Source organism: Streptomyces sp. NPDC091289, from assembly GCF_044757365.1.
Taxonomy (GTDB): domain Bacteria; phylum Actinomycetota; class Actinomycetes; order Streptomycetales; family Streptomycetaceae; genus Streptomyces.
In genome coordinates this window covers 56,263-82,285 of sequence record NZ_JBIVUT010000001.1, presented here as the reverse complement: position 1 = coordinate 82,285, position 26,023 = coordinate 56,263, and the positions used below count along the sequence as shown (strand labels likewise).

The 26,023-nt window shown below is 72.4% G+C and carries 23 protein-coding genes; 11 read left to right on the top strand and 12 right to left on the bottom strand.

All coding sequences use genetic code 11. From position 1 onward, the window contains the following. Positions 1 to 77: 77 nt before the first annotated feature. The 9 genes from ACIQPT_RS00385 to ACIQPT_RS00345 form a co-directional block, all read right to left on the bottom strand. Positions 78 to 1,022, bottom strand: coding sequence for a carbohydrate kinase (locus ACIQPT_RS00385; RefSeq protein WP_401150790.1), 945 nt, complete (start codon positions 1,020 to 1,022; stop codon positions 78 to 80). Continuing rightward, the gene (locus tag ACIQPT_RS00380) at positions 1,019 to 2,008 is read right to left on the bottom strand and encodes a zinc-dependent alcohol dehydrogenase family protein (protein WP_401150788.1); all 990 of its coding nucleotides are present in this window, start codon (positions 2,006 to 2,008) and stop codon (positions 1,019 to 1,021) included. Before ACIQPT_RS00380 ends, ACIQPT_RS00385 begins: the two co-directional genes overlap by 4 nt. After that, on the bottom strand, positions 2,005 to 2,892 hold the full coding sequence (locus ACIQPT_RS00375; protein WP_401150785.1) for a carbohydrate ABC transporter permease: 888 nt from the start codon (positions 2,890 to 2,892) through the stop codon (positions 2,005 to 2,007). Before ACIQPT_RS00375 ends, ACIQPT_RS00380 begins: the two co-directional genes overlap by 4 nt. Then, positions 2,889 to 3,851, bottom strand: a complete 963-nt coding sequence (locus tag ACIQPT_RS00370) for a carbohydrate ABC transporter permease (RefSeq protein ID WP_401150783.1) — start codon at positions 3,849 to 3,851, stop codon at positions 2,889 to 2,891. The genes ACIQPT_RS00375 and ACIQPT_RS00370 overlap by 4 nt, the downstream gene beginning before the upstream one ends. Continuing rightward, positions 3,848 to 5,182 (bottom strand): ABC transporter substrate-binding protein, encoded by a 1,335-nt coding sequence (locus ACIQPT_RS00365; protein WP_401150780.1) that lies wholly within the window; start codon positions 5,180 to 5,182, stop codon positions 3,848 to 3,850. Before ACIQPT_RS00365 ends, ACIQPT_RS00370 begins: the two co-directional genes overlap by 4 nt. A 191-nt stretch (positions 5,183 to 5,373) precedes the next feature. After that, positions 5,374 to 6,135, bottom strand: coding sequence for a DeoR/GlpR family DNA-binding transcription regulator (locus tag ACIQPT_RS00360; RefSeq protein ID WP_401150777.1), 762 nt, complete (start codon positions 6,133 to 6,135; stop codon positions 5,374 to 5,376). A gap of 274 nt (positions 6,136 to 6,409) precedes the next feature. Beyond that, entirely contained in the window at positions 6,410 to 7,504 is a 1,095-nt protein-coding gene (locus ACIQPT_RS00355; RefSeq protein ID WP_401150774.1) for a Rieske 2Fe-2S domain-containing protein, read from the bottom strand. 125 nt (positions 7,505 to 7,629) lie between these two features. Further along, positions 7,630 to 8,529: a TIGR03620 family F420-dependent LLM class oxidoreductase gene (locus tag ACIQPT_RS00350; RefSeq protein WP_401150771.1), complete on the bottom strand. Its 900-nt coding sequence runs from the start codon at positions 8,527 to 8,529 to the stop codon at positions 7,630 to 7,632. Positions 8,530 to 8,595: 66 nt separating this feature from the next. Next, positions 8,596 to 9,798, bottom strand: coding sequence for an erythromycin esterase family protein (locus ACIQPT_RS00345; protein ID WP_401150768.1), 1,203 nt, complete (start codon positions 9,796 to 9,798; stop codon positions 8,596 to 8,598). A gap of 59 nt (positions 9,799 to 9,857) precedes the next feature. On the opposite strand from ACIQPT_RS00345, the gene ACIQPT_RS00340 reads away from it, so the two are divergent. Then, on the top strand, positions 9,858 to 10,637 hold the full coding sequence (locus ACIQPT_RS00340; protein ID WP_401150765.1) for a TioE family transcriptional regulator: 780 nt from the start codon (positions 9,858 to 9,860) through the stop codon (positions 10,635 to 10,637). A gap of 18 nt (positions 10,638 to 10,655) precedes the next feature. Here ACIQPT_RS00340 and ACIQPT_RS00335 read toward each other — a convergent pair whose 3' ends face one another. Continuing rightward, positions 10,656 to 12,314: an acyl-CoA dehydrogenase family protein gene (locus ACIQPT_RS00335; protein WP_401150762.1), complete on the bottom strand. Its 1,659-nt coding sequence runs from the start codon at positions 12,312 to 12,314 to the stop codon at positions 10,656 to 10,658. A 73-nt stretch (positions 12,315 to 12,387) separates the two neighbouring features. Then, the gene (locus ACIQPT_RS00330) at positions 12,388 to 12,993 is read right to left on the bottom strand and encodes a TetR/AcrR family transcriptional regulator (protein WP_401150759.1); all 606 of its coding nucleotides are present in this window, start codon (positions 12,991 to 12,993) and stop codon (positions 12,388 to 12,390) included. A gap of 73 nt (positions 12,994 to 13,066) precedes the next feature. On the opposite strand from ACIQPT_RS00330, the gene ACIQPT_RS00325 reads away from it, so the two are divergent. The 5 genes from ACIQPT_RS00325 to ACIQPT_RS00305 all read left to right on the top strand — a co-directional run bounded on the left by ACIQPT_RS00325 (position 13,067) and on the right by ACIQPT_RS00305 (position 19,691). Further along, positions 13,067 to 14,584 (top strand): class I adenylate-forming enzyme family protein, encoded by a 1,518-nt coding sequence (locus tag ACIQPT_RS00325; protein WP_401150756.1) that lies wholly within the window; start codon positions 13,067 to 13,069, stop codon positions 14,582 to 14,584. A 110-nt stretch (positions 14,585 to 14,694) separates the two neighbouring features. Next, on the top strand, positions 14,695 to 15,297 hold the full coding sequence (locus ACIQPT_RS00320; RefSeq protein ID WP_401150753.1) for a TetR/AcrR family transcriptional regulator: 603 nt from the start codon (positions 14,695 to 14,697) through the stop codon (positions 15,295 to 15,297). 200 nt (positions 15,298 to 15,497) lie between these two features. Next, positions 15,498 to 16,433 (top strand): TauD/TfdA dioxygenase family protein, encoded by a 936-nt coding sequence (locus ACIQPT_RS00315; RefSeq protein WP_401150750.1) that lies wholly within the window; start codon positions 15,498 to 15,500, stop codon positions 16,431 to 16,433. A gap of 120 nt (positions 16,434 to 16,553) precedes the next feature. Next, positions 16,554 to 17,852, top strand: coding sequence for an MFS transporter (locus tag ACIQPT_RS00310; protein WP_401150748.1), 1,299 nt, complete (start codon positions 16,554 to 16,556; stop codon positions 17,850 to 17,852). A gap of 123 nt (positions 17,853 to 17,975) precedes the next feature. Beyond that, a complete protein-coding gene (locus tag ACIQPT_RS00305; protein ID WP_401150745.1) occupies positions 17,976 to 19,691 on the top strand; it encodes an aldehyde dehydrogenase family protein in 1,716 nt (571 codons plus the stop codon). A 65-nt stretch (positions 19,692 to 19,756) separates the two neighbouring features. Here ACIQPT_RS00305 and ACIQPT_RS00300 read toward each other — a convergent pair whose 3' ends face one another. Next, positions 19,757 to 20,302: a GNAT family N-acetyltransferase gene (locus ACIQPT_RS00300; protein WP_401150743.1), complete on the bottom strand. Its 546-nt coding sequence runs from the start codon at positions 20,300 to 20,302 to the stop codon at positions 19,757 to 19,759. A gap of 195 nt (positions 20,303 to 20,497) precedes the next feature. On the opposite strand from ACIQPT_RS00300, the gene ACIQPT_RS00295 reads away from it, so the two are divergent. The 5 genes from ACIQPT_RS00295 (at position 20,498) to ACIQPT_RS00275 (ending at position 26,013) form a co-directional block, all read left to right on the top strand. Continuing rightward, the gene (locus ACIQPT_RS00295) at positions 20,498 to 21,754 is read left to right on the top strand and encodes an ATP-grasp domain-containing protein (RefSeq protein ID WP_401150740.1); all 1,257 of its coding nucleotides are present in this window, start codon (positions 20,498 to 20,500) and stop codon (positions 21,752 to 21,754) included. Continuing rightward, positions 21,751 to 22,584: a Rossmann-like domain-containing protein gene (locus ACIQPT_RS00290; protein WP_401150738.1), complete on the top strand. Its 834-nt coding sequence runs from the start codon at positions 21,751 to 21,753 to the stop codon at positions 22,582 to 22,584. The genes ACIQPT_RS00295 and ACIQPT_RS00290 overlap by 4 nt, the downstream gene beginning before the upstream one ends. Positions 22,585 to 22,661: 77 nt before the next feature. Next, positions 22,662 to 23,696, top strand: a complete 1,035-nt coding sequence (locus tag ACIQPT_RS00285; RefSeq protein WP_401151564.1) for a PLP-dependent cysteine synthase family protein — start codon at positions 22,662 to 22,664, stop codon at positions 23,694 to 23,696. Next, positions 23,693 to 24,751, top strand: coding sequence for a dipeptide epimerase (locus ACIQPT_RS00280; RefSeq protein WP_401150736.1), 1,059 nt, complete (start codon positions 23,693 to 23,695; stop codon positions 24,749 to 24,751). Before ACIQPT_RS00285 ends, ACIQPT_RS00280 begins: the two co-directional genes overlap by 4 nt. After that, on the top strand, positions 24,748 to 26,013 hold the full coding sequence (locus tag ACIQPT_RS00275) for an MFS transporter (protein WP_401150734.1): 1,266 nt from the start codon (positions 24,748 to 24,750) through the stop codon (positions 26,011 to 26,013). Before ACIQPT_RS00280 ends, ACIQPT_RS00275 begins: the two co-directional genes overlap by 4 nt. Positions 26,014 to 26,023: the final 10 nt, after the last annotated feature.

Sequence of the window (26,023 nt, the reverse complement as noted above, 5' to 3'; positions counted from 1 at the left end):
CCGCGGCGGTTTCCGTGGGCCGGGGGAAGGCCGTGCGGAACTCGGGTCCCGATGGTGATGCCCGATGGGCGACGGGTTCACACCCCAAGCGGGGCCGTGGGTTCCGTTCCCGCCCGGGCACAGACCGACGCGGCCGTCCCGACCGCGTACTCCAGCATCGCCTCCGTCCGACCGGCGGACAGCGCCGGATCCCAGCCCGCCTCCGTCCCGAGCCAGGTCAGCATCCCCGCCATGAACGCGTCGCCCGCCCCGATCGTGTTCACCACCCGCACCGGCAGGGCCGGGACGGAGACCGCCGGGGCGTCATGGACGTACGCGACGGCCCCCCGCGCACCCCGGGTCATCACCACCAGCCGCCCCTGACCGGCGAGCCTGCGGCAGCTCGCCTCCGGGGCCGCGTCCGGCCACAGCCGCACCAGATCCTCGTCGCTCGCCTTCACGACGTGCGCGAGAGAGCACAGCTCACGCAGCCGCTCCAGACTCCGTACGGGATCGATCGTGCGGTCCTCGCGCACATTCGGATCCACCACGAGCAGCCCCATACGGGCGGCCGCCCGCGCGGTGGCCGCCACGACCCGGGCCGCCGGCTCCACCACCGCGGCGAGCCCGCCCACGTACACCGCGCCGAAGCGCGCCGCCTCCGGTGCCCGGTCCGGCAGCCGGAAGGTCGCCGTGTCCCCGAGATGGAAGTGGTACGTGTTCCCCCGCTCGCCCGGGTCGGCCACCGCGAGCGCCGTGGGCAGCGCCGGCCGGGCGCTCAGTGCGAGATCGACGCCCGCACCGGACAGCCACGCCTCGATACGGCGACCGAAGGCGTCGTCGCCGAGCCCGCCCACGAAGGACGGCCGCCCGCCGAGCCGGGCAAGACCCACCGCGACGTTCGCGGGCGCGCCACCCGGCTGGGCCGCCAGAACCCCGGCCTCACCGCCGGCCGGCACCAGATCCACCAGCGCCTCACCGAGCACCAGGACGGAGCCGGGGCGCCGGACGGAGCCGGGCCCCGAGGACGGCGTGTCCGTCACGGCTCCACCACGATCTTGCGGCCGATCCCCGCCCGGAAACGCTCGATCGCCTGCGGGTACTGCTCCAGCGGCAGCCGGTCGCTGATGAACACCGACGCGTCCAGCACCCCGCTCGCGAAGAGCGCGGCAGCCCGCTCGTAGCTGTGCAGGACCGCCATCGAACCGGTGATGGTGATCTCCTGGTTGTAGATCCGGTACGGCTCGATCACCGCGGTGGTGGCGTAGTCGGAGACCCCGAACTGGAGGAACGTGCCGCCCTTGGCGACCCTCCCCAGACCGTCCTGGATCGCCCCGGCGTTGCCCGTGGCGTCGATGACGACGTCCCAGCCGCCCGGCCGGTCCAGCTCCTCGGCACGGGCGGCGGCGCCCGTGCAGCCGAGCGTCGTCGCGGTGGCCAGCCGCTGGGCGTTGACGTCCAGCATGTCCACCGACGCGGCGCCGGTGCGCTTGGCCAGCTCCAGCATCATCAGCCCCATGGTCCCGGACCCGTAGATCAGCACCTGGGCCCCGAGATTGCCGTTGAGCACGTCGTACCCGCGCACCGCGCAGGACAGCGGCTCGATCAGCGCCGCGTCCCGCACGTCGATGTGCTCCGACAGGCGTACGCAGTTGGCGACCGGAGCCACCGCGAACTCGGCCGCGCCCCCGGGTACGGTGACGCCGATCGCCGCCCAGTTGTCACAGAGGTTGCCCCGGCCCGAACGGCAGTAGCGGCACTCGTGGCAGTGCAGCGAGGGGTCCACGGCCACCAGGTCGCCGACGGACAGTTCCGTGACGTCCGCACCGAGGCCGACGACCTCCCCGGCGAACTCATGACCGGGCACGATCGGCAGGGTCGGCGCGAACTCCCCCTGGAGGATGTGGAGATCGGTGCCGCACAGCCCGCACGACGCCACCTTGACGACCACGTCGCGCGGGCCGGGCGTGGGGTCCGGGACGGTGGTCACGGAGACCTTGCCGGGGGCTTCGACGATGGCTGCCCTCATTTGACTGCTCCCAAGGAGAGGCCCTGGACGAGTTTGTCCTGGGCGGCGTAGCCGGCGACGAGCACCGGCAGGGACACGACCACGGACGCCGCGCACAGCTGGGCGAGGAAGAGGCCCTGGCTGGTGACGAAGGTGGTCAGATGCACGGGTGCGGTCCCGGCGACCACGCCGGTCAGCACCCGGGCGAACAACAGCTCGTTCCAGCTGAAGATGAAGCAGATCAGGGCGGTCGCGGCGATACCGGGACCGGCGACCGGGGCGACGACCCGGCGCAGCACCGTCGGCAGCCGGGCCCCGTCTACCTGCGCCGCCTCGATGATGGAGACGGGGACGTCCGCGAGGAAGGACTGCATCATCCACACCGCGATCGGCAGGTTCATCGAGGTGTAGAGCAGGACCAGCAGCCAGATGTTGTCCAGCAGCCCCGTGTTCTTCGCGAACAGGTACACCGGCAGCAGCCCGGCCACCACCGGCAGCATCTTGGTGGACAGGAAGAAGAACATCACGTCCGTCCACTTGCGCACCCGCCGGATGGACAGCGCGTACGCCGCCGGAAGCGCGAGCAGCAGCACCAGCACCGTCGAGAAGAACGAGGCCGCCAGCGAGTTGACCAGCGGGGGCCACGGCGTCGGGCCGCCCCCGCCGCCGAAGAACGTGCGGTAGCCGTCCAGCGTCAGCGCGGCGGCGAGCGACGGCGGGTTGGTCGCCGCGTCGGCCTCCGCGTGGAAGGACGTCAGCACCATCCACAGGGCGGGCAGACAGAAGACGATCCCGACGGCCCAGGCGACCACGCCCAGGGCGGCCGAGCGCCGCCGGGCCTTGCGCGTGGAAGGGTTATGGCTAGCGGTGCCGACGGAAGCGGATGTCACGGTCGAGGCGCTCATGCGCGGCTCGCCTCCTCACGGAAGAGGGAGGAGACCACCCGGAGCGCGAAGGTGGCGATGATGATCGTGCCGATCACCACGACCACACCGGCGGCGGACGCCAGCCCGTACTCATGGGCCCGGTAGAAGGTCTCGTAGACGGTGTACGGGAGGTTGGCGGTGCCGAGACCACCGGAGGTGATCGTGAACACCGCGTCGAAGTTCTGCACGATGTACACCGACCCGAGCAGGATGCCGAGTTCGAGGTAGCGGCGCAGATGCGGCAGGGTCAGATAGCGGAATATCTGCCAGGGCCCGGCCCCGTCCAGCCGTGCGGCCTCCATGATCTCGGTCGGCCTGCTCTGCAGCCCGGCCAGCAGGATCAGCATCATGAACGGCGTCCACTGCCACACGAGCGACGCCTCGATGGCGATCAGCGGCATTTCGGACGTCCACTCCGGCTGCGCGATGGATTCGATGCCGAACAGTTCGCCGAACCAGGTGAGCGCCCCGTTGAACAGCCCGTACTCCGGGTTGTAGAGCGCGTGCTTCCACAGCAGTGCGGCGGAGACCGGCACCAGCAGGAACGGGGTGATCAGCAGGGTGCGTACGAACCCCCGGCCGAAGAAGGCGCGGTCCAGGAGCAGGGCGAAGGCGAGGCCCAGCACGACGCTGACGATCACGACGGACGCGGTCAGGACGACGGTCGTCACGACCGATTCGCGCAAAGCCTCGTCGGTGAAGACGGACGCGTAGTTGGAAAGACCGGTGAAGTGGCGCTTCTCCGGCTTGAGGGAGTTCCAGTCGAAGAGCGAGATCACCAGGGTCGCCACGAAGGGCAGTTGGGTGACGGCGATCAGGAAGATCAGCGCGGGCAGCAGGGGAGCGCGGGTCGCCCAGGCGCGCCGCCTGTTGCCGGCCCCCGGCTTCTTCGCCGGGACCGGTGGGGACGTGGTCTCTCTCGTTGCGGTGACGGTCATCGGTACTCCTCCGCGACCTTCTCGGCCAGCTTCTGGGAGGCGGCGAGCGCGGCGTCCACCGACTGGCGGCCCGCGATGGCGGCGCTGATTTCCTGCGCCACCCGGGTGCCCAGATCGGTGAACTCCGGTACGCCGACGAACTGGATGCCCGCCGTCGGGCGGGGCTGGGTGCCCGGATTCCTCGGATCGGCCTCGGAGATGGCCCGCTCGGTGACATCGGCGAACGCGCCCGCCTCCGCCCGGTAGTCGGGGTTGGCGTAGGTGGAGGCCCGTTTGCCGGCGGGCACGTTGGACCAGCCGCTGGTGGCGCCGACGAGCTCCTCGTACTCCTTGCCGGAGGCCCAGGACACGAACTTCCAGGCGTCGTCGGCCTTCTTGGACGCCTTCTGCAAACCCCAGGCCCAGGTGTAGAGCCAGCCGGAGCTCTTGGTCCGCTCGACGGGGGCGGGGACGTAACCGATCTTCCCCTTCACCGGGGAGCCCTTCGCCTCCAGGGACCCGGCGCCCGCGGTGGCGTCGTACCACATGGCCGTCTTGCCCTGGGTCATGTTGTTCAGGCACTCGGCGTACCCGGACTGCGGCGCGCCGAGCTCACCGTGCTTCCGCACGAGGTCCACGTAGAACTTCGTCGCCTTCGTGAACTCCGGTGCGGTCAGCCGGGGTTCCCAGTCCTCGGTGAACCAGGTGCCGCCCATCGTGTTGACGACCGTGGTGAGCGGGGCGATCACCTCGCCCCAGCCGGGCAGTCCGCGCAGGCAGATGCCCTTCATCCCGCGCTCCGCCCCGTCCGTCCGCTCGGCGAGCTTCGCCACCTGCTCCCAGGTCGGCTTGTCGGGCATGGTGAGGCCCTGCTTCTCGAAGACGTCCTTGCGGTACATCAGGAAGGACGACTCGCCGTAGAAGGGCTGGGCGTAGAGCTTGCCGTCCTCGGCGGTCAGCGATTCCCGCAGCGGTCGCAGGATGTCCTTCTGGTCGAAGGCGGTGTCGGCCTCCGCGTAGTCGTCGAGGGGGTGCAGCCAGCCGTTCTTGGCGAAGAAGGGCAGCTCGAAGTTGCTGATGGTGGCGACGTCGTACTGACCGGCCTGGTTGGAGAAGTCCTGGCTGATCTTGTCCCGTACGTCGTTCTCCGGCAGCACCGTGAAGTGGACCTTGATGCCGGTCTCCTTCGTGAAGTGCTTTGCGGTCAGCTTCTGCAGTTCGACCATCTGCGGGTTGTTCACCATCAGTACGTTCAGCGCGTCGCCGCCCCCGAAGGCGGTCCCGCCCGCTCCGGCGCAGCCGGTGGCGAGCAGGGCCAGGGCGGCGGTCACCGCGCAGGCCCGGCCACGCATACGTGGCCGGCGGCGGCGTCCTCGATGAGGCGGGTGAGGCGGATGAGGCATGGGGGCTCCTGATCAGTCGTAGCGGCTCGGTGATCGGGTCGTTGCGGGCATGGCGAGCCAGGCCCCGGCGGTGAGGGTGGAGCGGGTGTGCGGGAGCCTTGCGGAGGGCGGTACGGGCGGCCGGCTCGGTGGCCGGCCGGTCAGACGCGGATGACCTGGGGGCCCAGGAGGGAGTAGCGCTGAGCCTCGGCCGAGGGGAGCCCGGCGTCGGTGACGATCGCTTCGAAGTCGCCGACCCCGGCGAACCGGCAGAAGCTCACCGCCCCGAACTTGCTGTGGATCCCGGCGAAGATCCTGCGCCGCGAGCTGCGCAGCGCCTGGGCCTTCACCTCGGCGACGGCGGGGTCCGGGGTGGTGAGGCCGTACTCGCGGGAGATGCCGTTGGCCCCGAGATACGCGAGGTCGATGACGAAGTCCGCGAGCATCCGGGAGGCCCAGTGGTCGACGGTCGCCATCGTCGAGCCGCGCACCCGGCCGCCCAGCAGCAGCACCGAGGTCTTCTCCGCCCCGGCGAGGGAGGTGGCGACGGCCAGGGAAGCGGTGACCACGGTCAGCGGCCGGTCCTGGGGAAGCGCCTCGGCGACGAGCTGCGGGGTGAAGCCCTCGTCGACGAAGACCGTCTCGGCGTCGCCGAGCAGATCGGCGGCGGCGGCCGCGATCCTCGACTTCTGCGGAACGTTACGGGTGGTGCGGACGGCGAGCGTGGTCTCGAAACCGGCCGACTCCACCGGGTAGGCGCCGCCGTGGGTCCGTCGGACGAGCCCGTGCTCCTCCAGCACATGCAGATCGCGGCGGACGGTCTCCTTGGCCACCTTGAACAGGTCCGCGAGGGCGTTCACCCCGACCGACCCCTCCCGCCGGGCCGTCTCCAGAATTCCCCGACGGCGTTCCTCGGTGTCCACGGCGCACTTCCCTGGTCGCTGCTGGGCCCGTTGCGGGCGGAGCCCGCTTGTCCGTTCGGGCTCATGTGTCGTTTGTACAAGCAGTTCCAGGGGTGCGACCAGCCGCTTCACCAGATCCCCTCGGCCCGTTCGTGCCCGTTTCCCGGGTGTGACGCCGCTGGTCACACCCAGGACGGCCGCCGATCCGGTCGATCGGGCCGCCCGCTTTCCCGGGACCGCTGCCCGAATGGCGCCCGAACCGCGGAGCCGGGGGCCCGGGGCGGAGCGGGGCAGGTCAGGAGAGCACGGCGCTGTCCTCGCCCTCACCGCGATGCGGCCGGGGCGTCGCACCCCTGCCGGGCGTCTCCGGATAGAACCGCTTGGCCCACCGCCGGAACGGTCCGATCGGCCCGTCGCCGGAAGCCAGCCGGGGCGGCTGCTGGTACTGCTTGTGATGCCAGATCGGGAAATCGGCGGCGGTGAACTCGCAACTGGACCGGAAGACGGGGCGGTCCAGGAGCCGGGCCGCGGTGCGGCTGACGATCCGGGCCAGCCGGGGCGGCAGCCGACCCGGCTCGTCGAAGGAGATGCGGTTCAGTTGCCGGAACTGCATCCGGTTGGGCCCGACGGCCGTCGGCATCACCATCGTGCACATCCGCAGCCCGAAGCGCGGCGTGTGGACGTCGGCGTGCAGACAGCCGAGGCCGTAGCCGTCCACGTTCACATCGACGGTGAAGTCGCCCACGAGCGGCGCCGACTCGTGGGCCCGCATGGAGACATGGAACGTCGCGTCGTCGTACGCCACGGGGCCGTCGATCTCGGCCTTCGCCCAGCCGTGCAGGGTGGCGAAGTGCCCGAGGTCGACCGAGTTCTCGATGACCTCCTGGACGTTGCCTGCCAATTCCCAGGCGGCCGTACGCGCGGGCCGGTGCCCGATCTCGTGCCACCGCGGGACGGACCAGTCCGGATCCCGGCCGTCGTGGTGCCGCCAGACGAAGACGCCCCCGTTCACCTCGTGGACGGGTAACCGCGTCAGGAGTGAACGGGGCGGCGGCGTGCCGTATCCCGTGCGCACACACGTACCGTCGGGGCCGAACGAGAAGAAGTGGAAGGGGCAGGTGAGATTCTCCCCCTCGACCTTGGCCAGACCGAGATGGGCACCCAGGTGCGGGCAGTACGGACGGACGGCGCGGAGCGTACCCGTGCCGGTGCGGTACAGGACGACGTCGCGCCCCGCGAGCGGCCGGGTGAGCACCGTGCCCGGCCGCAGCTCGTGCGAGAAGGCCAGCGCGGACCAGCCGCTCGGGTAGGGCAGAGCAGGCGCCCCTGCCGCGTCGGCCGGCGTCGGACCCTCACTGATGGTGCGCCCGTACTCGCGTGACACTCCCACGGCTCCCCCTCCACGATCGGTCGCACGGAGGCTGCCCAGAGCCGCGCGGGGATCCCCACGACACGCCGCACATCACTCGAACGGGACGATGTGTGCGACGTGTTGACCGATGGGGTCCGGGGCCGTCAGAGCCTGCCGCCGAAAGCCCCGGCCAGCTCACGCCACGCGGCACGCGGCAGCCCGCCCCCGCCCTCCTCCGCGGTGAGCACCTGCAACGCCACGTGGTCCGCCCCGGCGTCGAGGTACTCCTGGGTCCGGCGCACCACGTGCTCGGCGTCGCCCAGCGCGAAGAGGGCGTCGAGCAGACGGACGCTCCCGCCGCCCTCGAAGTCGCCTTCCGTGAAGCCCAGGCGCACCAGATTGTCGGTGTAGTTGGGCAGTCGGAGATACATCCCCAGCATCGTCCGCGCGGTGGTGCGGGCCCGGTCGAGGTCGGTGTCCAGCACCACGCTCAGCTCCGGGGCGAGCAGCGCGTCGGGGCCGAGCGCCTCACGGGCCTCCGCGGTGTGCTCGGTGGTGACGAGGTAGGGGTGTGCCCCCAGCGACCGCCCGGCCGCGAGCTTCAGCATCTTCGGCCCGAGCGCCGCCAGGACCCGATGCCCGGAGCCCACGGACGGTTCGGTGGCGTCGAGAGCGTCGAGGTAGGCCACCATCGCGCTGTACGGCTTCGCGTACTGCGGCACCATCGGTCCGTGGCTGACGCCGAGACCCAGGACGAAGCGACGGCGCGCGTGCGGATCGATCGCCGCGATCCCGGCCGCCACCTCCTCGGCCGTGTGGTTCCAGATGCTCAGGATGCCGGTGGCCACGGTGATCGAGCGGGTGGCGGCCACGACGGCGGCGGCGTCCCGGGGCGTCGGACTGCCCCCGATCCAGACGGTGCCGTACCCCAGCTCCTCGAGCTCGGCGAGCGCTTCCGCGAGCGCCGCCCCGCCCGCGTCGTCCACCCGTGAAGCGTGCAGGGCGCTGCTCCAGATCCCCACGCGTCCGAAGGTCCTGCCCGTCCCGGAAATCTCAGAAGTCATGGTGTGATCAACAACGGCCCGGTCCACCTATTCCTGACCGGACGGGATTCACCTGTCCGGGCGTGCTCAGTCCTCCGGAACGTCCTTCATGAACACGACTCCGTCGATGCGGGGCAGGTGTGCCGGGTCGAGCGGCGCGTAGCCGAAGTACGCGGACGCGCGCCGTACGGGGTCCGTGGCGCGGACGGCGGCGGCCAGCTCGGAGGCGTCCATCAGGAGAGGCTCGTCCGGGAGCGCGTACAGGATGCCTTCGAGGGTGTCCGGCGGCGGAGTGTCGACCCCCTGGTGCCGCATCGTGCCGAAGGCGGTGGCCAGGAAGGCGTACTCCTCGCCCAGGCGGGCGTTCACGATGGAGCCCGCGCTCCACCACTCCAGCGGCAGGCCACCCATCCGCATCGAGCTCATGTCCCGCTGGAGATGGCCGTTGTGGGCGTGTACCAGGACGCGCCCCCGTTCGGCGAGCGCGAGGAGATTGCCGGCCATCATCTGGTCCCGCAGGCCCGTCAGCCGGGCCAGGCGGCTCGGCGAGGTGTCGGCCATCCAGGAGTGGTACCGCAGCAGACCCGAGGCGGCCCGCGCGTGCAGGAGCGCCCGGTCGAACGCGTCCCGCGAGGTCACCGCGATGAGGTGCGGCGTCCACGCGTCGAGCAGCGCCCCCAGATCATCGGCGAGCAGCCGCAGCTCCCCGGCCTCGGCCGACCGGCCGAAGGACGCGGACGGATCCAGCATCGCCGCGGGGTCGGTCCACCGGTCGTCCGCACCGAGCAGCCGGTCGAGCGTCTCGGCGGTGCAGGGGAGCAGGTCCGGGTCCACGTGGTCCGCGAGACAGCGATGGAGCGAGGTGAGGGTCTCCCGGGGGCTCGCGGCGTACGCCATCTCCAGCGGGCCGTCGAAGCCGGCGAACCGGACCCGGTCGGACACGGGCCGGCCCTCGTTGAACGCGCGCATCCAGCGCACCAGTTCACCGTTGGCGGCGGAGGCCCCGAGGCCGTGGCTGAACCCCCGCTCCAGCACCTCGTCGAGGGTGCCCGCGCCCGTCGTCACATAGTCGTCCACCAGTTGCCCCGCCACGCAGTCGCTCTCGATGGCGATCGTCCGGTAGCCCTCCCGCTCGACCAGCTGCCCGAAGAGCGCGTTGCGCAGGCGGAGCGGGGCGTCCACCTCGTGGGTGGGCTCGCCCAGAGTCAGCATCCGGGGCGGAGAGGCGAACAGCCCCATGACGGCGGACGCCTCGACGGCGTGGGCGATGTCCTTGATGTCGTTGGCCATGGCTTCAACCGTATCGTTGAACCCTCGGTTGAGACTTTTTCCGCTATACCGTGGGGTTCATGCGGCAGAACCCTCAAACAGCCGGACGCCTGCGGCCCGTCGACCTGGCCCGCCGGCACGGATTGTCGACGCAGGCCGTCAGGAACTACGAGGCGGCGGGCATCCTCCCGGCCGCCGGGCGCACCCCCCATGGCTACCGCACCTACACAGCGCTGCACGCGCACGCCCTCGACGCGTTCCTCGCGCTGGTCCCCGGCCATGGGCACGGGACCGCGACGGCGATCATGCGGGCGGTGAACCGCGACGAACCGGAGGAGGCGTTCCGCCTCATCGACGAGAGCCACGCCCAGCTCCTGGAGGACCGGCGGACCCTGCACGCCGTCGAGAGGGCCCTCCGCGACCTGGGACCCGGCGCGGGGCCCGCACCCGGCGACGCGTCGGGCCCCGGCGACATGTTCGTGGGAGCGCTGGCGGGAAAGCTGGGCATCAGGCCCGCCACACTCCGTACGTGGGAGCGCGCCGGGCTCGTGACCCCGCGCCGCGACCCGCGAACCGGGTACCGGGTGTACACCGGGGCCGACGTACGGGACGCCGGCCTGGCCCATCAGCTCAGGCGCGGCGGCTACCGGCTGGACCGGATCGCACCGCTGATCGCCCAGGTCCGGGCGGCCGGCGGCCTGGAGCCGCTGGCCGCCGCCCTGCACGACTGGCACGCCCGGCTGGCCGCCCGCGGACGCGCGATGCTGGCCGGGGCCGCCGAGCTGGACGCCTGCCTCCGTGACCGCGACTGTGACGGACCGGGACGGCCGCCGGGCGCGCCCGGTCCGCGAGTGGCCTGAGCGACGTGAGCGGAACGGTCAGGCGGGCAGCCGCCCCAGCAGGGCCGCGAAGTCCGTGCCCGCGGGGAGGGTGCCGAAGGCCAGCCCCCGGTCCCCGGCCAGCCGGGACGCGCAGAACGCGTCGGCCACCGCCCCCGGTGCGTGCCGCACCAGGAGGGAGCCCTGCAGCACGAGCGCGGCCCGCTCGACGACCCGGCGGGCCCGGAGCTGGGCGTCCTCCGGGCGGGCCAGCTCGGCCCGCAGCTCCCGCCAGGCCGCATCGAGGCGCGCGTCCGCACCGGCCGCCGCCTCGATCTCGGTGTGGAAGGCCGCCAGGGACTCGGGTTCACGCGTCAACGCCCGCAGCATGTCGAGGGCGTTGACGTTGCCGGAGCCCTCCCAGATGCCGTTGAGCGGGGCCTCGCGGTACAGCCGCGGCATGCCGGACGCCTCGTCGTAACCGTTGCCGCCGAGGCACTCCAGGGCCTCCGCGACCGCGACGGGCTGCCGCTTGCACACCCAGTACTTGCCGATGGCCGTGGCCAGCCGCAGGAAGGCGCGCTCCTGGCCGTCGCCCCGGTGCGCGCGGTCGGCGGCCCCCGCCAGACGCAGGGCCAGGGTCGTGGCGGCCTCGGACTCCAGGGACAGGTCCGCCAGGACGTTGCGCATCAGGGGCTGGTCGATCAGCTTCGCGCCGAACACCGAGCGGTGGCGCGCGTGGTGGGCCGCCTGCGCGAGCGCGGCACGGGTACCCGCGGCGGAACCGAGCACGCAGTCGAGCCGGGTCATCGTCACCATGTCGATGATGGTGCGCACACCCTTGCCCTCGTCACCCACGAGCCAGGCCACGGTGTCGTCGAACTCGGGCTCGCTGGAAGCGTTGGAGCGGTTGCCGAGCTTGTCCTTGAGCCGCTGGATGCGGAAGGTGTTGCGGCTCCCGTCCGGCAGCACCCGCGGCACCAGGAAGCACGACAGGCCGCCGGGCGACTGGGCGAGCACCAGAAAGAGGTCGTTCATCGGCGCACTGGTGAACCACTTGTGCCCCCGCAGCCGCCAGGTTCCGTCGGCCTGCTCGACGGCGGCCGTGCTGTTGGCCCGCACATCGGTGCCGCCCTGCTTCTCCGTCATGCCCATACCGGCCAGCAGGCCGCGCTTGGCGGCGGGGGCGCTCAGCCCGGGCTCGTACACCCGGCTGGTCAGCAGCGGCTCGTACGTCTTGGCGAGGTCGGGGGAGCGGCGCAGCGCCGGGACGACGGCGTACGTCATCGAGACCGGGCACAGGTGTCCCTGCTCCAACATCGTGGCCAGCATGAACCCGCCGGCGCGGGCGACATGGGCCCCGGGGCGCTCGTCGGCCCAGGCGGCGCCCGCGAGACCCGCACGCACCGAGGCGTCCATGAGGGAGTGGTAGGCGGGGTGGAACTCGACCTCGTCGATCCGGTGGCCGAAACGGTCGTGGGTACGCAGCTCCGGCTCGTGGCGGTTGGCCTGGTCGGCCCAGTGCTGCGCCTCCTCGCTGCCCACGTAGCGGCCGAAACGGTGCAGTTCGTCCAGGTGCCACTCGGCGCCCTCGCGGCGTATCCCTTCGAGGAGGACCGCGTCGTCGGCGGCGTCGTGACCGGTCAGCGGAGGCGGCTGGTTCGTCACCTCGTGCGTCACGGCGGTCGGGTTGCTGCGTGGTGCGGTGGGCGTGGGCATCGAATCTCCTCCGGGAGGCGGAACAGCTGGATGGGACAGACGAAGTACGGGGACGAAGGGCGCGCGGAGCGGGTCAGGGGGCCGCGCCCGCGCAGCGCAGGGCGACGGCGGTCAGGGAGGCGATGAGCCGGTCCGTGTCGTGCGCGGCCGAGGTGCTCAGCGGATACACGAGGACCTCGCCGATGGCGCCGGTGAGTGCGGCGGCGGTGATCTCCGTGTCCTGGGCGGGCAGCAGGCCGGCGGAGATCCCCTCGTCGATCACGGCCGCGAACAGCGCCCGGTAGCGGCGCCGGAAAGCGAGCCGCTCCGCGCCGACCGCCGGCTCGGCGGGCGCCGCGAGCAGCGCGTACGCCAGGCCGTGGTTCTCCAGGGCGCGGCGGGCGAACACCTCCACGCCCCGGCGCAGCCGCCCGGCCGGATCGCCGTCGCCCTCCAGCACCTCGCCCAGCACGTCCACCTCGCGCTGCGCGGCACGCCGGAAGACCTCCACGGCGAGCGCGGACTTGGACGAGAAGTGCTGGTAGACGGAGCCGGCGGCGATCCCGGCCGCGTCGGCGACAGCCGTCACCGACGCCTGCGCCCAGCCGACATCGGCCACGACCTCGGTGGCGCGGACGACGAGATGCTCACGGGCGATTTCGAGCCGACGAATTTCGGCTGGGGTCTTGCGGTAGGCCATGAAAGAAGTGAACCATCATTCAGAGTTTCCCGCCACGGCCGGTTCCCCCGGCCCGGCTCGTCAGGAGAACGTGATGCACCTCAGTGCTCTGCTGGACAGTGTGGCCCGCTCGTCCGGCCCCGAAGAGGCCGTGATCTACCGCGGACAGCGGTGGAGCTACCAGGAGTTCGCCGACGCGGCCCGTCGCGCCGCGACCGCGCTGAGCGATGCGGGCCTGCGGCCCGGCGACCGGCTCGCCGTGATGACGTACAACACCCCGGCCTTCCTGTTCGCCGCGTTCGGCGCCTGGTACGTCGGCGCCACGCTGGTGCCGGTCAACCACAAGCTCCAGACCGCGGAGGTCACGCATCAGCTGCGGCACTGCGGCGCCCGTCTCGCGGTCGTCGACGCGGAGATCGGTGACCGCGCGACGGCCGCGGAGGCGGAGGTGCGCTGGCTGGTCAGCCACCCGGACACCGCGCCGGACCTGCTCCCCGCCGACTCCTTCGAGGCGCTGGTGGCGGGGGCCCGGCCGTGGGCCGGTGAGCCGGGGCCGGACAGCGGCATCGCGCAGATCCTGTACACCTCCGGCACCTCCGGCAGGCCCAAGGGCTGCGTCCACACGCACCGGACGATCGCGCTGACCGCGACGTACACGGCCGCCGCGATCCCGCTCCGCCGCGACGAGCGGTTCCTGATCTGCATGCCGATATGGCACGCGTCCCCGCTCAACAACTGGGCCCTGGGCACGCTGCTGCTGGGCGCCACGGTCGTCCTGCAACGCGAGTACGAGCCCCGCGCCATGCTGGAGACGATCCAGCGCGAGCGGGTCACGGCCATGTTCGGCGCGCCGATCGCCCTGATCGCCCCGCCGCGGGCCGTCGCGGACTTCGCCGACTTCGACCTGACCTCCGTCCGGGCGTGGATCTACGGCGCGGGACCGCTGGACGCCGAGACCGCCCGCCATCTGATGAAGGCGTACGGATCGGAGAACTTCCACCAGGTGTACGGGATGAGCGAGATGGGCCCCGTCGGAGCCTCGCTCTCCCCGGCCGAGCAGGTGGAGAAGGCCGGCGCGATCGGGCGCGGTGGCATGCCCGGGGTGGACCTGCGGGTCGTACGCCCCGACGGCATTGACGCCGAGGCCGGCGAGACGGGCGAGATCTGGCTGCGCTCGGACACCCGGATGGTCGGCTACCTCGACGACGAAGCGGCCACCGCGGAGGTCTTCACCGGTGACTGGTACCGCTCGGGCGACCTCGGGCGGATCGACGAGGACGGCTTCGTCACCGTCGTGGACCGGATGAAGGACGTGATCATCACGGGCGGTGAGAACGTCGCCTCGCAGGAGGTCGAGGGGGCGCTGCGCGGCCACCCGGACATCCTGGACGTCGCCGTCGTCGGCCGGCCGCACGACCAGTGGGGCGAGACCGTGGTGGCCGTCGTGGTGCCGCGCGGGGGAGCGCGGCTGGACCTGGAGGACGTACGGGAGTGGCTCGGGACGCGGATCGCCCGCTACAAGTTCCCGCGTGAGCTGGTGCTCCGCGACGAGCTGCCGCGCACCGCGTCGGGAAAGATCACCAAGCATGTGCTCCGGGCCGAACTGGCCTGAGGCGCCGGGGCGATGAGCCCAGCCCACGTCCGTTCCGCCCCCGTCCGTTCCGCCCCCGCCTGTTCCGCCCCCGCGCGGGCCCGGCCGAGGCTGCGCGTAGGGTCGGCGGTATGGGCGATGAGCAGGCGCGGCACGAGCGCAGGGGACCGGGGCGGCCGCGGCAGGAGCATGTCACCCGTGCCGTCCTCGACGCCGTCGTCGACCTGGTGTCGGAGAGCGGCATGGGCGCGCTGACCATGGACGCCGTGGCCGCGCGCGCCGGAGTGAGCAAGCCTGCCGTGTACCGGCGTTGGTCCACCAAGCAGGACCTGGTCATCGCCGCGGCCGAGTCCCGGATCGGGCCGCTCGACGTGGCGGACCTGGGCGACTTCCGGGCCGAACTGCGTGCCGTCCTGACGGCGCGCATGGAGGCGTACCGGCAGCCCGGCATCGACCGGCTGCTCGCGGGCGTGATCGGCGCGGCGGCGGAGGAGGGCGCGGTGCGTGAGGCGTTCGGCGCCTACGCGGCGCGGGTCACGCGTGAGACGCGGCACGTCCTGGAACGTGGCGTCGCGCGGGGTGACGTACGCGCGGACGTCGATGTGGCGGCCACGGTGACGCTCGTCGCCTCGTCGCTCCTCTTCCGTCTCGTCGCCGAACAGAGGATGCCGGACGAGGCCCTGGTCGAGTCCGTGGTGGAGCTGATCGGCCGAGCGGTCGCGACGCGGCCGTGAACCCTGCCTGACACCACGTCATAACGTCGGCGCGCCGAGCGGAAACCCCTGCTCGGCGCGCCTTTCGGCATGCGCCCGAGGCGGCGCGGCAGGTCGCGGAACATCCAGGAAATCGACGCGCTCCGACCCCTTGTCCCAGCGTCGGTCAATATCGATACTGCGAGTTACGTAATTAACGCCTGTGGCTGGGAGGAACCCCCATGCACGACCTCGCGACCAACTCCGTCGAGAAGCCCGAGCCGATCCTGGACAAGCCCCTCATGCACTACGGGAGCCGTGTTCTCGACCGCCTCGCCCCCGGGGCGGAGCGGCCCGACTACCGGCTGATCCAGGTCGATCCGCTCACGCCGCACTTCGGTGCCGTACTCGGCGGCGTCGACCTGACCCGGCCGATCTCCGACGCCCTCGCCGACGAGCTGCGCCAGGCCCTGCTGGAGTGGAAGGTGATCTTCTTCCGGGGGCAGACCGGCTTCACCCCGGACCACCAGCTCGCCCTGTCCGCCCTCTGGGGCCCGCCGGAGCCCAACCCGTTCTTCGCGAAGACCGGCACCGCCGGCATCTCCCGGCTGGCCAAGGACGCCAAGGCCGCCGGTAACAAGAACATCTGGCACAGCGACCACTCGTTCATGGCGAACCCGTCACTCGGCGCGGTCCTGCGAGCCGTTGAGGTGCCCGCCGCGGGCGGCGACACGATGTGGGCCGACATGGCAGCGGCCTACGACAACCTGCCCGAGGACCTCAAGGAGCGGATCGAGAACCTCACCGCGGTCCATGACTGGGAGGCCAGCTGGGGCGCCCTCATGAACGAAGAGCAGAAGGCCGCCTTCCGCCGGAACTGGCCCCAGGTCGAGCACCCCGTCGTCGTGCGCCACCCGCGCAGCGGCCGCAGGACGCTGTACGTCAACGAGCCGTTCACCCGGTACATCAAGGGGCTTTCCGACGCCGAGAGCCGTGAACTGCTCGACATCCTGGTGCTGCAGGCGCGCATCCCGGAGTACCAGATCCGCTTCCACTGGGAGCCCGGCTCGATCGCCGTCTGGGACAACATCGCCGTCCAGCACTACGCGATCAACGACTACTTCCCGCAGCGCCGGGTGATGGAGCGCATCGCCATCGCCGGCGTCCCCCTGGCCTGATCCGCGACCGGCCCGCACCTCCCGCCGACGGCGATGCGGGCCGTTTCCGGCCGCCCCCCCTTCGCCCTCCCGGACACGCCTCAGGCCCCCCTTTTCCCCGGATTTCCCTCAGGAGCGACCATGACCGCGGCACCGACCGCGCCCCAGCACCCGGCTGGAACCACCGCGGCACCCCGCAGCACCAGCGTCCGCGCGTGGACGGTGACCGGGCTGCTGGTGGTCTTCATGATGATCAACTTCGCCGACAAGTCCGTCCTGGGCCTGGCCGCGGACGAGATCCGCGCGGACCTCGGCCTCAGCGCCACCCAGTTCGGGCTCGCCAACAGCGCGTTCTTCCTGCTCTTCTCCGTCGCGGCCGTCGTCGTGGGGATGGCCGCCGACCGGGTGTCGCCCAAGATGCTGCTCCTGGTCATGGCACTGCTGTGGTCGGTGGCACAGGTGCCGGCGGCCATCGGCGGAGGACTCGCCGTACTCGTGGCCTCGCGGGTGTTCCTCGGCGCGGCGGAAGGACCCGCCTTCCCCGTCGCCCAGCAGGCCACCCTGTCGTGGTTCCCCAACGAGAAGCGCAACCTGCCCGGCGCGCTGATCACCATCGGCATCACCCTCGGCGTGATCATCTCCGCGCCGAGCCTCACCTGGGTGATCCAGAACCACGGCTGGCGCTCGGCCCTGTGGGTGCTCGCCGCCATCGGCGTCGTATGGGCCCTGGCCTGGGCGGTGCTGGGCGCCGACAGCCCCCGCGGCCGGGGCGAGGGAGCCGGCGCGCAGGGGTACGGCGGCGGTCCGGCGGTCCCGTACCGCCGGATCTTCGCCAGCCGCACCTGGATCGGCACCACCCTGGCCTACTTCACCAGCTACTGGGTCGTCGCCCTGATGCTCGTCTGGCTGCCGTCCTACCTGCGTAACGCCCTGGACTACTCGGCCGACACCGCCGGCATCGTCGTCGTCGCGCCCTGGGCGGTCGGAGCCGCCGTTCTGTTCGGCCAGGCGTGGCTGACGGGCCGGCTGATGCGCCGGGGCGTCAGCAGCCGACGGGCCCGCGGATGGGTCGGCGGCGGGCTGCTCGCGGTCGGCGCCATCTGCTGTCTGGCGGTGCCGCTGACGGACTCGGTCGTGGCCCGGACGGTGCTGATCGCCTGCGGGTTCGGCTTCGGCGGCTCCTACGCCACCGTGGCCGCGACGACCGTCGCGGAACTCGCCCCGCCCTCCCGCAGCGGCGGCGCGCTCGGCCTGATGAACGCCCTGGTCACCGTGGCCGGGCTGCTCGCGCCCGCGGTCGTCGGAGCGCTCGTCGACTCCCAGGGCGACGCCGGCTACGAGCACGCCGTGCTGCTGTCCGGCGCGCTGATCGCGATCGGCTCCGCCGTCGCGTTCGCCCTGATCGACCCGGAGCGTGACAGAGCCCGGCTCCACCGCTGACCGACGCCCGGCCCGCAGTGCCCGTGCCGGGGCACCGCCCCACGACAACCGGAGCGACTCCGGGACGACCGGCGCGCATCCGACGACTTACTTCCCCTCACCCGCAGAGCCCGAGGAGTGACCGTGAGCACCACCGCAGCAGCCGACACCGTTCCGCTGGACCGGGCCGTACGCGCACTGCGCGAGAACGCCGGGGCCTGGACCAAGACCCCCCTGCCCGAGCGGATCGCCCTCCTGGAGCGCACCCTGCCCCGGATAGCCGAGGCCGCCGAACCCATGGTCGCCGACGCGGCCCGCGCCAAGGGCTACACCGAGGCCTCCGCATGGGCCGCCGAGGACTGGACCACGGCACCCTGGGCCCTGGCCCAGGCGGTCCGCGCCCAGTTGCACGTCCTGCGTCGCGTGGCCGCCGGACACCCCCCGGTGGCCCCTGGGGCCGTCCACAGCCGGGCGGACCGCACCGTCGTCGACGTCTTCCCCGCCACCCTCTCCGACCGCCTGCTCCTCAACGGCTTCACCGCACAGGTGTGGACCCTGCCCGGCACCACCCGCGAGCAGGTGCCAGCGCGCGCGGCGGGGGAGTACCGGGGCCGGCCCGGTGGGCCCGGCGTCTCGCTGGTCCTCGGCGCGGGCAACGTCGCCGCGATCACCCCGCTCGACATCCTCCACAAGCTGTACGCGGAGGGCGAGGTCGTCCTGGCCAAGATGAACCCCGTCAACGCCTATCTGCGCCCGCACTTCGAGCGGGTGTTCGCGGAGTTCGTGGAGAACGGCTGGGTCCGCTTCGTCGACGGCGGCGCCGCCGAGGGCGCCTACCTCACCGGCCACGACGGCATCGACTCCATCCACGTCACCGGCAGCGAACGCACGCACGACGCCATCGTGTGGGGCACCGACGAGCAGGCCGCGAAACGCCGCCGCGACAACACCCCGCTCAACGACAAGCCGTTCACCAGCGAACTGGGCGGGGTCAGCCCCTGCATCGTGACCCCCGGCCCCTGGAGCGCGGCGGACTTCCGCTTCCAGGCCGAGCACATCGTCACCAGCAAGCTGAACAACTCCGGACACAACTGCGTCGCCACACAGATCCTGGTCGTACCCGGCGACTGGGACGGCACCGAGCGGCTGCTCGACGAGATCCGCGGGGTGCTGCGCGCCCTGCCGCCCCGCACCGGCTACTACCCGGGCGCCGCCGACCGTACGGGCAAGGTCCTCGCGAACCACCCGGGGGCCGAGACGTTCGGCGACGACGGGTCCTGTCGTGTCCTCGTGCCCGAGATCGAGGGCATGGACGATGTCATGCTCACCGACGAGGTGTTCGCCGGCGCCCTCGGCGTGGTCCGGCTGCCCGGCACCGACGCGCCCGGATTCCTGCGGGCCGCCACGGAGTTCGCCAACGACAGGCTGCCCGGCACCCTCGGCGCCACCCTGCTCGTCCACCCGAGGACCGAACGTACCCACCGCGCCGCCGTCGAGGAGGCCGTCACCGCGCTGCGCTACGGCACGCTCGGCGTCAACTGCTGGTCGGCGTTCGGCTTCCTGCTCGGCTACACACCGTGGGGCGCCTTCCCCGGCCACACCCGCCAGGAGATCGGCAGCGGCGTCGGGTTCGTGCACAACGCCTTCATGCTGGAGAACATCGAGAAGACGGTACTGCGGGCGCCGTTCGCGCCGTTCCCGCGCGGTCTGCTCACCGGGTCCCCCTCGCTGTCCCCGCGCCCGCCGTACTACGTCACCAACCGCACCGGCCGTACGACGATGAAGCGCCTCACCGACTACACCACGGCCCCGTCCCCGGCGAAGCTGTCGGGCATCTTCGCCTCGGCACTGCGCGGCTGACACACAGCGCCCCATGAGCCCCGGCCCTCCGTGTCCGCGGAGGGCCGGGGCTTCGCCGTCCCGCGCTACGGCAGCGGAATCTCGAAATGCACGGTGGCCACACCGGGCCCGTGCTCCCCGGTCGTGCGGGCGTCGAAGATCTCCTTCGCCATGCTGCGCCAGAACGCCTCGGCGCCCGCGACGTCGACGTTGGTGTGCAGGTAGACGCAGTCGTAGCCGGGCGTCCGGGCGGCGAAGGCGCAGGCCCGGTCCACGAGGGTGCGAGCCAGCCCGTGCCGCCGGTGATCCGGGTGGACATAGACCCGGACGAGCTGTGCGGTGGTGCCCGACGGATAGCGCTCGGCGAGCCAACGGGGGTGCGGCGGATGGGTCGGCCCCGCCGACCGGACGCCCGTCGTGGCGACGACCTCCCCGTCGTGCAGGGCGACCATCAACACATGGCGCGGGTCGTCCAGATAGGTGCTCTCGAGGTCGATGACGTCCTGGTGCCACGCGGGCACGTAGCCGTAGCCGAAGTCCCGGTAGAAGGTGTCGAGCATGACCCGGCGGGCGCCCTCGGCGTCGGCCGAGGTGGCGGGGCGCACGGTGTACGGGTGCGGGGGGTGGTGCATGGGCTCTCCTGTGAACGACCGCGGTTGTGCGGAGGGACGGCGTCGGCTTCCGGCATCCGGAGCGGTGCGGGGCGAGAACCCCACTTCGCTAGGTGACAATGAAAACGATTATCGATAGTGTCCTGCTTGGTCAAGCGACGACACGGTCGCCCTGACCACGAGATGCCTCAACCGCGCTGTGTGTAAGGGGAGAACGTGGCTCATCTGCTGATGGTCGAGAGCTGGGTCGGATCCATGAGCAGACTGCTGCCACGGGCCGTGCGCGAGGCCGGTCACGAGTTCACCTTCCTGACCCGTGACCTGCACCACTACCTGCGTACCGCCCCCGAGGGCACCGCACACCCGCTCCTCGCGGCCCGCCATGTGCTCACCGCGGAGACCAACGACACCGACGCGCTGCTGCCCTTCGTCGAGCAGGCCCACCAGGCGCTGCGCTTCGACGGCGTGATCACCTCGTGCGACTACTACCTCCCGACGGCCGCCCGGATCGCCGGGCTGCTGGGGCTGCCCGGCCCCACCCCCGAGGCGGTCGGGAACGCGTGCCGCAAGGACACGACCCGCCGAGTCCTGGCCGGGGCGGGCGTGCCGGGACCGCGCTTCGCGGTGTGCGCGGACTGGGCCGAAACCGCCGCCGAAGCCCGCGACATCGGCTACCCGCTGGTGCTCAAGCCCGTGGATCTCTGCGCCGGGATGTTCGTCCGCCGGGTCGACGACGAGGCCGCGCTGGCGCACGCCTACCGCGCGCTCGCCGCCTTCCCCGTCAACGCGCGCGGGCAGCGCCGTGCCCCCGTGGTGCTGATCGAAGAGCTCCTCGACGGACCGGAGGTGAGCGTCGAGACCGTGTCGTTCGACGGGGCCGTGCACATCATCGGCGTCACCGACAAGAGCGTCGGCGGCGCACCCGCGTTCATCGAGACCGGACACATGTTCCCGGCCGCCCTGGACGCCGCGGACACCGCGGCCGCGGAGGAGACCGCGCGCCGGGCACTCGAGGCACTCGGCCTGGACGAGGTCGTCGCCCACACCGAGATCAAACTGACGTCCGACGGACCACGCCTGGTCGAGGTCAACCCCAGGCCGGCCGGCAACCGCATCACCGAGCTCGTCCGGCACGTGAGCGGCATCGACCTCGCCGCCGCCTGCGTGGACGTGGCCCTCGGCCGCGAGCCGGACCTGCGCCGCCGCGCCACCGGACTGACCAGCGCGGCCATCGGCTTCCTGGTGCCGGACCGGGACGGAGTCCTGGAGACCGTCGACGGCGCGGACGCGGTCCGCGCGGCGGGGGGCCTGCTCGAACTCCAGCTCGCCGACCCCGGCAAGGCCGTCACGGCAGCCGGCAGCAACAACGAATACCTCGGCCATGTGATGGCCGGCGACGCCCGGGGCCCGGGCGCCCGCGCGAGCGTCGAAGCCCTCCTCACGCAGCTCCGCCCCCGGGTGGTGACCCGATGACCGCCGTCACCGCCGCCGGCCCGCTCGCCACCTCGTACGACGACCTCGAGGAGCGCGTCCTGGCCGGTCACCTCGGCCCCGACCCACGCACCCTGCGGATCTCGGTGGCCTTCACCACCCGGCAGGCGGTCCGGCACGAGGGCCGCGGTTCCGGCTACCGCAACGAAGTGCTCAGCCTGCGCCTCGCCGAAGCCGTGGGCTCCTGCGCCGTCGAGCCCGGAGAGCTGCCCGACGGCGCCGTCGAGGACTGCGTCGGCGCGGACATCGCCGGCCTGCTGGCTCACGAGCTGACCCCGGTCCGCGTCGCCGCCCTCGACGCCTACCTCATGCACACGCTGCCGCACACCCCCGCCCACGGCGCACACCCCTGCCGACTGCCCGCCGGTACGTCCCTGGAGAAGTCCCGGGCGCGGGCCGGGGCCGTGGTCGAGCTGATCGACGCCGCGCCCGGAGCCACCGTGCTCGTGGTCGGCGTCGTCAACTCGCTGCTGGAGGCCCTGCGGTCGCGCGGCCTCGCGTACATCCCCTGCGACCTCAAGGGCGGCACGACCGAATGGGGCGAGCCCGTACGCACCGACGCCCTGGCGGAGCTGGAGCGCTGCGACGCGGTCCTCGCCTCCGGCATGGTCCTCGGCAACGGCAGCTTCGAACCGCTGCGGCAGCGCGCCCGGCACCACGGCACACCCCTGGTGATGTTCGCGCAGACCGGCAGCGCCGTCCTGCCCCGCCTGATCGGCTCCGGCGTCAGCGCCGTGTGCGCGGAGCCGTACCCCTTCTTCTGGCTGGACGGCGGCCCGGGGACCATCCACCGCTACGGGAGCACCCTGTGACCACGGCAGTTCTCGCAACCGCGGCGACCACCGGCAACCGGACCGCGGGGACCACGGGCAACCGCGAACTCCTCGACCTGCTCGGCCGCACCCCGCTCGCCCGTGTCACCGCCGACCTGCCGTGCCCGCAGCCCGGCTTCTGGGCCAAACTCGAAGGGCTCGGCGTCGGCGGCATGAAGGCACGCGCCGCCGTCTCCATGCTCCTGGGCGCCGAGAAGCGCGGCGAACTGCGCCCGGGCGCACCCGTGGTGGAGTCCACCTCCGGGACGCTCGGCATCGGACTGGCCTTCGCCGGACAGGCCCTCGGCCACCCGGTCGTGCTCGTCGGCGACATCGAGCTGGAGCCCTCGATGCGGCGACTGCTGCGCGCCCACGGGGTCCGCCTGGAGCTCGTCGACCGTCCGGCGGCCGAGGGCGGCTGGCAGGCCGCCCGGCTGGCCCGGCTGCGCGAACTGCTGACGCGGCTCCCGGACGCGTACTGGCCCGACCAGTACAACAACCCCGACAACACCGCCGGTTACGCCTCCCTCGCCGCCGAACTGGTCGACCGGCTTGACCACCTCGACGTCCTGGTGTGCAGTGTCGGAACCGGCGGCCACAGCGCCGGAATCATCGGCCCGCTGCGCCGCCACTGGCCCCGCCTGCGGCTCATCGGCGTGGACGCCACCGGCTCGACGATCTTCGGCCAGCCTGCCCGCCCCCGGTTGATGCGGGGCCTGGGCAGCAGCATCCATCCGCGCAACGTCGCCTACGACGCCTTCGACGAGGTCCACTGGGTCGGCCCCGCCGAGGCCGCCGACGCCTGCCGACGGCTGGCCCGCTCCTCCTTCGTCAGCGGAGGCTGGAGCACCGGCGCCGTCGCCCTCGTCGCCGCCTGGGCCGCCCGCGTCCACCCGGGCGCGGTCGTCGCCACGGTCTTCCCCGACGGGCCGCACCGCTACCTCGGCAGCGTGTTCGACGACGACTTCACCGCCACCCACGGCATCGACCCGGCCACCGCCGCCACGCGCCCCGTCGAGATACCGCACCCCCAGGCCGTGGAGGCCACCGGCTGGGCCCGATGCGGCACGGTCACCGATCCGGTCGCCGCGCCCCCGGAAGAGACCCCGTGAAGGCGGCACAGCGCACTGTGCGCCTCGAACTCACCGAGCCGCTGCGCATATCCCGCTCCACGATGGCGGCCCGCGAAGCCGTCTGGCTGACCATCGAGCACGAGGGACTGCGCGGTCACGGAGAGGCCGTCACCAGCGTGTACTACGGCCTGGACGCCGAGACGCTCGGGCGGCTGCTGCACGCGGAGGCCCTGTGGTCGGCCCGCTTCGCCGACCCCGAGACCGCCCTGGAGGCCCTCCGGTCCGGCACCGGGAGGACCACCGCCCCACCGGCCGTGACGGCAGCCGTCGAAGCGGCCCTGCTCGACCTCGTCGGCAAGCGCGCGGGCCTCCCCGTCCACCGGCTCCTGAACCCGCACGGAACACCACCCTCCGCCGCGACCGCCCGCACCATCGGCATCACCACACCGGAACGCGCCGTACACCAGGCGGGACGCCTCGTACGGGACGGATTCTCGATCCTGAAGCTCAAGGCCGGCGCACCGGATCCGGCCGAGGACCTGGCCCGCGTACGGGCCGTCCGCGCCGCCGCCCCCCACGCCCGGCTGCTGCTGGACCCCAACGGCGCGTGGACCGTCCGGGAGTCCGAGCGACTGCTGCCGCTCTACGCCGAGCTGGGCGTCGAGGCCGTCGAACAGCCCCTGGCCCCCGGCGACCCCGAGGCGCTGGCACACCTGGCGGAGCGCTCGCCGCTGCCGGTCATCGCCGACGAGGACGCGATCGGCTTCGAGGACGCCCGCCGCCTCGCCGGACGCGTTCAGGGAATCAACGTCAAACTCGCCAAGTGCGGCGGCGTCGGAGCCGCCCTCCGCATCGCCGAACTGATCGCCGGCACCGGAACCGAGCTGATGCTCGGCTGCCTGACCGCCAGCACCCTCGGCATCGCCCCCGCCGTCCACCTCGCCGACCGCGCCCGCTGGGTCGACCTCGACGGTCACCTGCTGCTCGCCGCCGACCCATGGACGGGCATCGGCGGCGGCGACGGCACGGTACGCGCCGGCCGAGGCCCGGGCCTCGGGGTGCGCCGGAGCGGAGCCGAGGAGGCTCCGGCATGAAGGTGTGGCACGAGATACGCGGCTTCCCGCTCGCGATACGGCTCCTCCTGGTCAACCAACTGGGCGTCAACACCGGCTTCTACCTGCTGATCCCGTACCTCGCCCTGCACATGGGCGAGAACCTCGGGATGTCTGCGGCCGTCGTCGGCATCGTGCTCGGCGTGCGCAACCTCAGCCAGCAAGGGCTGTTCCTCATCGGCGGAACGGCATCCGACCGGCTCGGAGCGCGCGGCGTCATCATCACCGGATGCGCCCTGCGCACCGTCGGCTTCGCCCTGTTCGCACTCGGCGACGGACTGCCCGTGCTCCTCGCCGCCTCCGTGCTCAGTGGCCTGGCCGGGGCGCTCTTCAACCCGGCCGTACGCGCCTATCTCACCCTGGAGGCGGGGGAGCGCAGGGCGGAGGCGTTCGCCCTGTTCAACGTGTTCGCCACCACCGGCGCGCTGATCGGGCCGCTGCTCGGCAGCGCCCTGCTGCTGGTCGACTTCCGCGCATCGGCGCTCACCGCGGCAGGAATCTTCGCGGTGCTCACCGTCGCCCAGGCCCTGGTGCTCCCGGCCCGGCACGTCGCGCCGACCGGGAACAGCGTCCTGGCCGACTGGCGAGAGGTGACCGGCAACCGGGGCTTCCTCGCCTTCGCCCTGGCCATGGTCGGCATGTTCACCCTGGAGAACCAGCTGTACCTGCTGCTGCCCGACGGGGCCCGGCGGGCGACCGGCTGGGAAGGCGCGGCCGGACTCGTCTTCCTCGTCGGCACCCTCGCCCACCTCGGACTCCAGCTGCGCATCACCCGCGCACTGAAGGGGCGGGGGAGCAGGGGGCGCTGGATCAGCGCCGGACTCGCGCTGATGGCCCTCGCGTTCGTCCCGCCGATGGCCGTATCCGGACTCGGCACGCCCCCCGCCGGACTCGCGGAGGCAGCCTGGCGCGCCCTACCCGTCCTGGCCGGTGCCGTACTGCTCCACCTGGGCGTGATGACGGCCCAGCCGTTCGTGATGGAACTGATCCCCGGCTTCGGCCGGCCCGAACTCACCGGCACCTACTTCGGCCTCTTCTACGTGGTCTCCGGCATCGCCGCCGCCGTCGGCAACGCCCTCGTCGGCTGGGCCATGGACGCGGGCGAGCGCGCGGACACGCCGTGGCTGCCGTGGGCGTGCTGCCTGGCCGTCGGCCTCACCTCCGCCGCCGGCGTCGCCCGGCTGCACCGTCGCCGGGTCCTTCCCGCCCGCCCCGCACCCACATCCGCACCCGCGGCAGCATGAGGAGCACGCC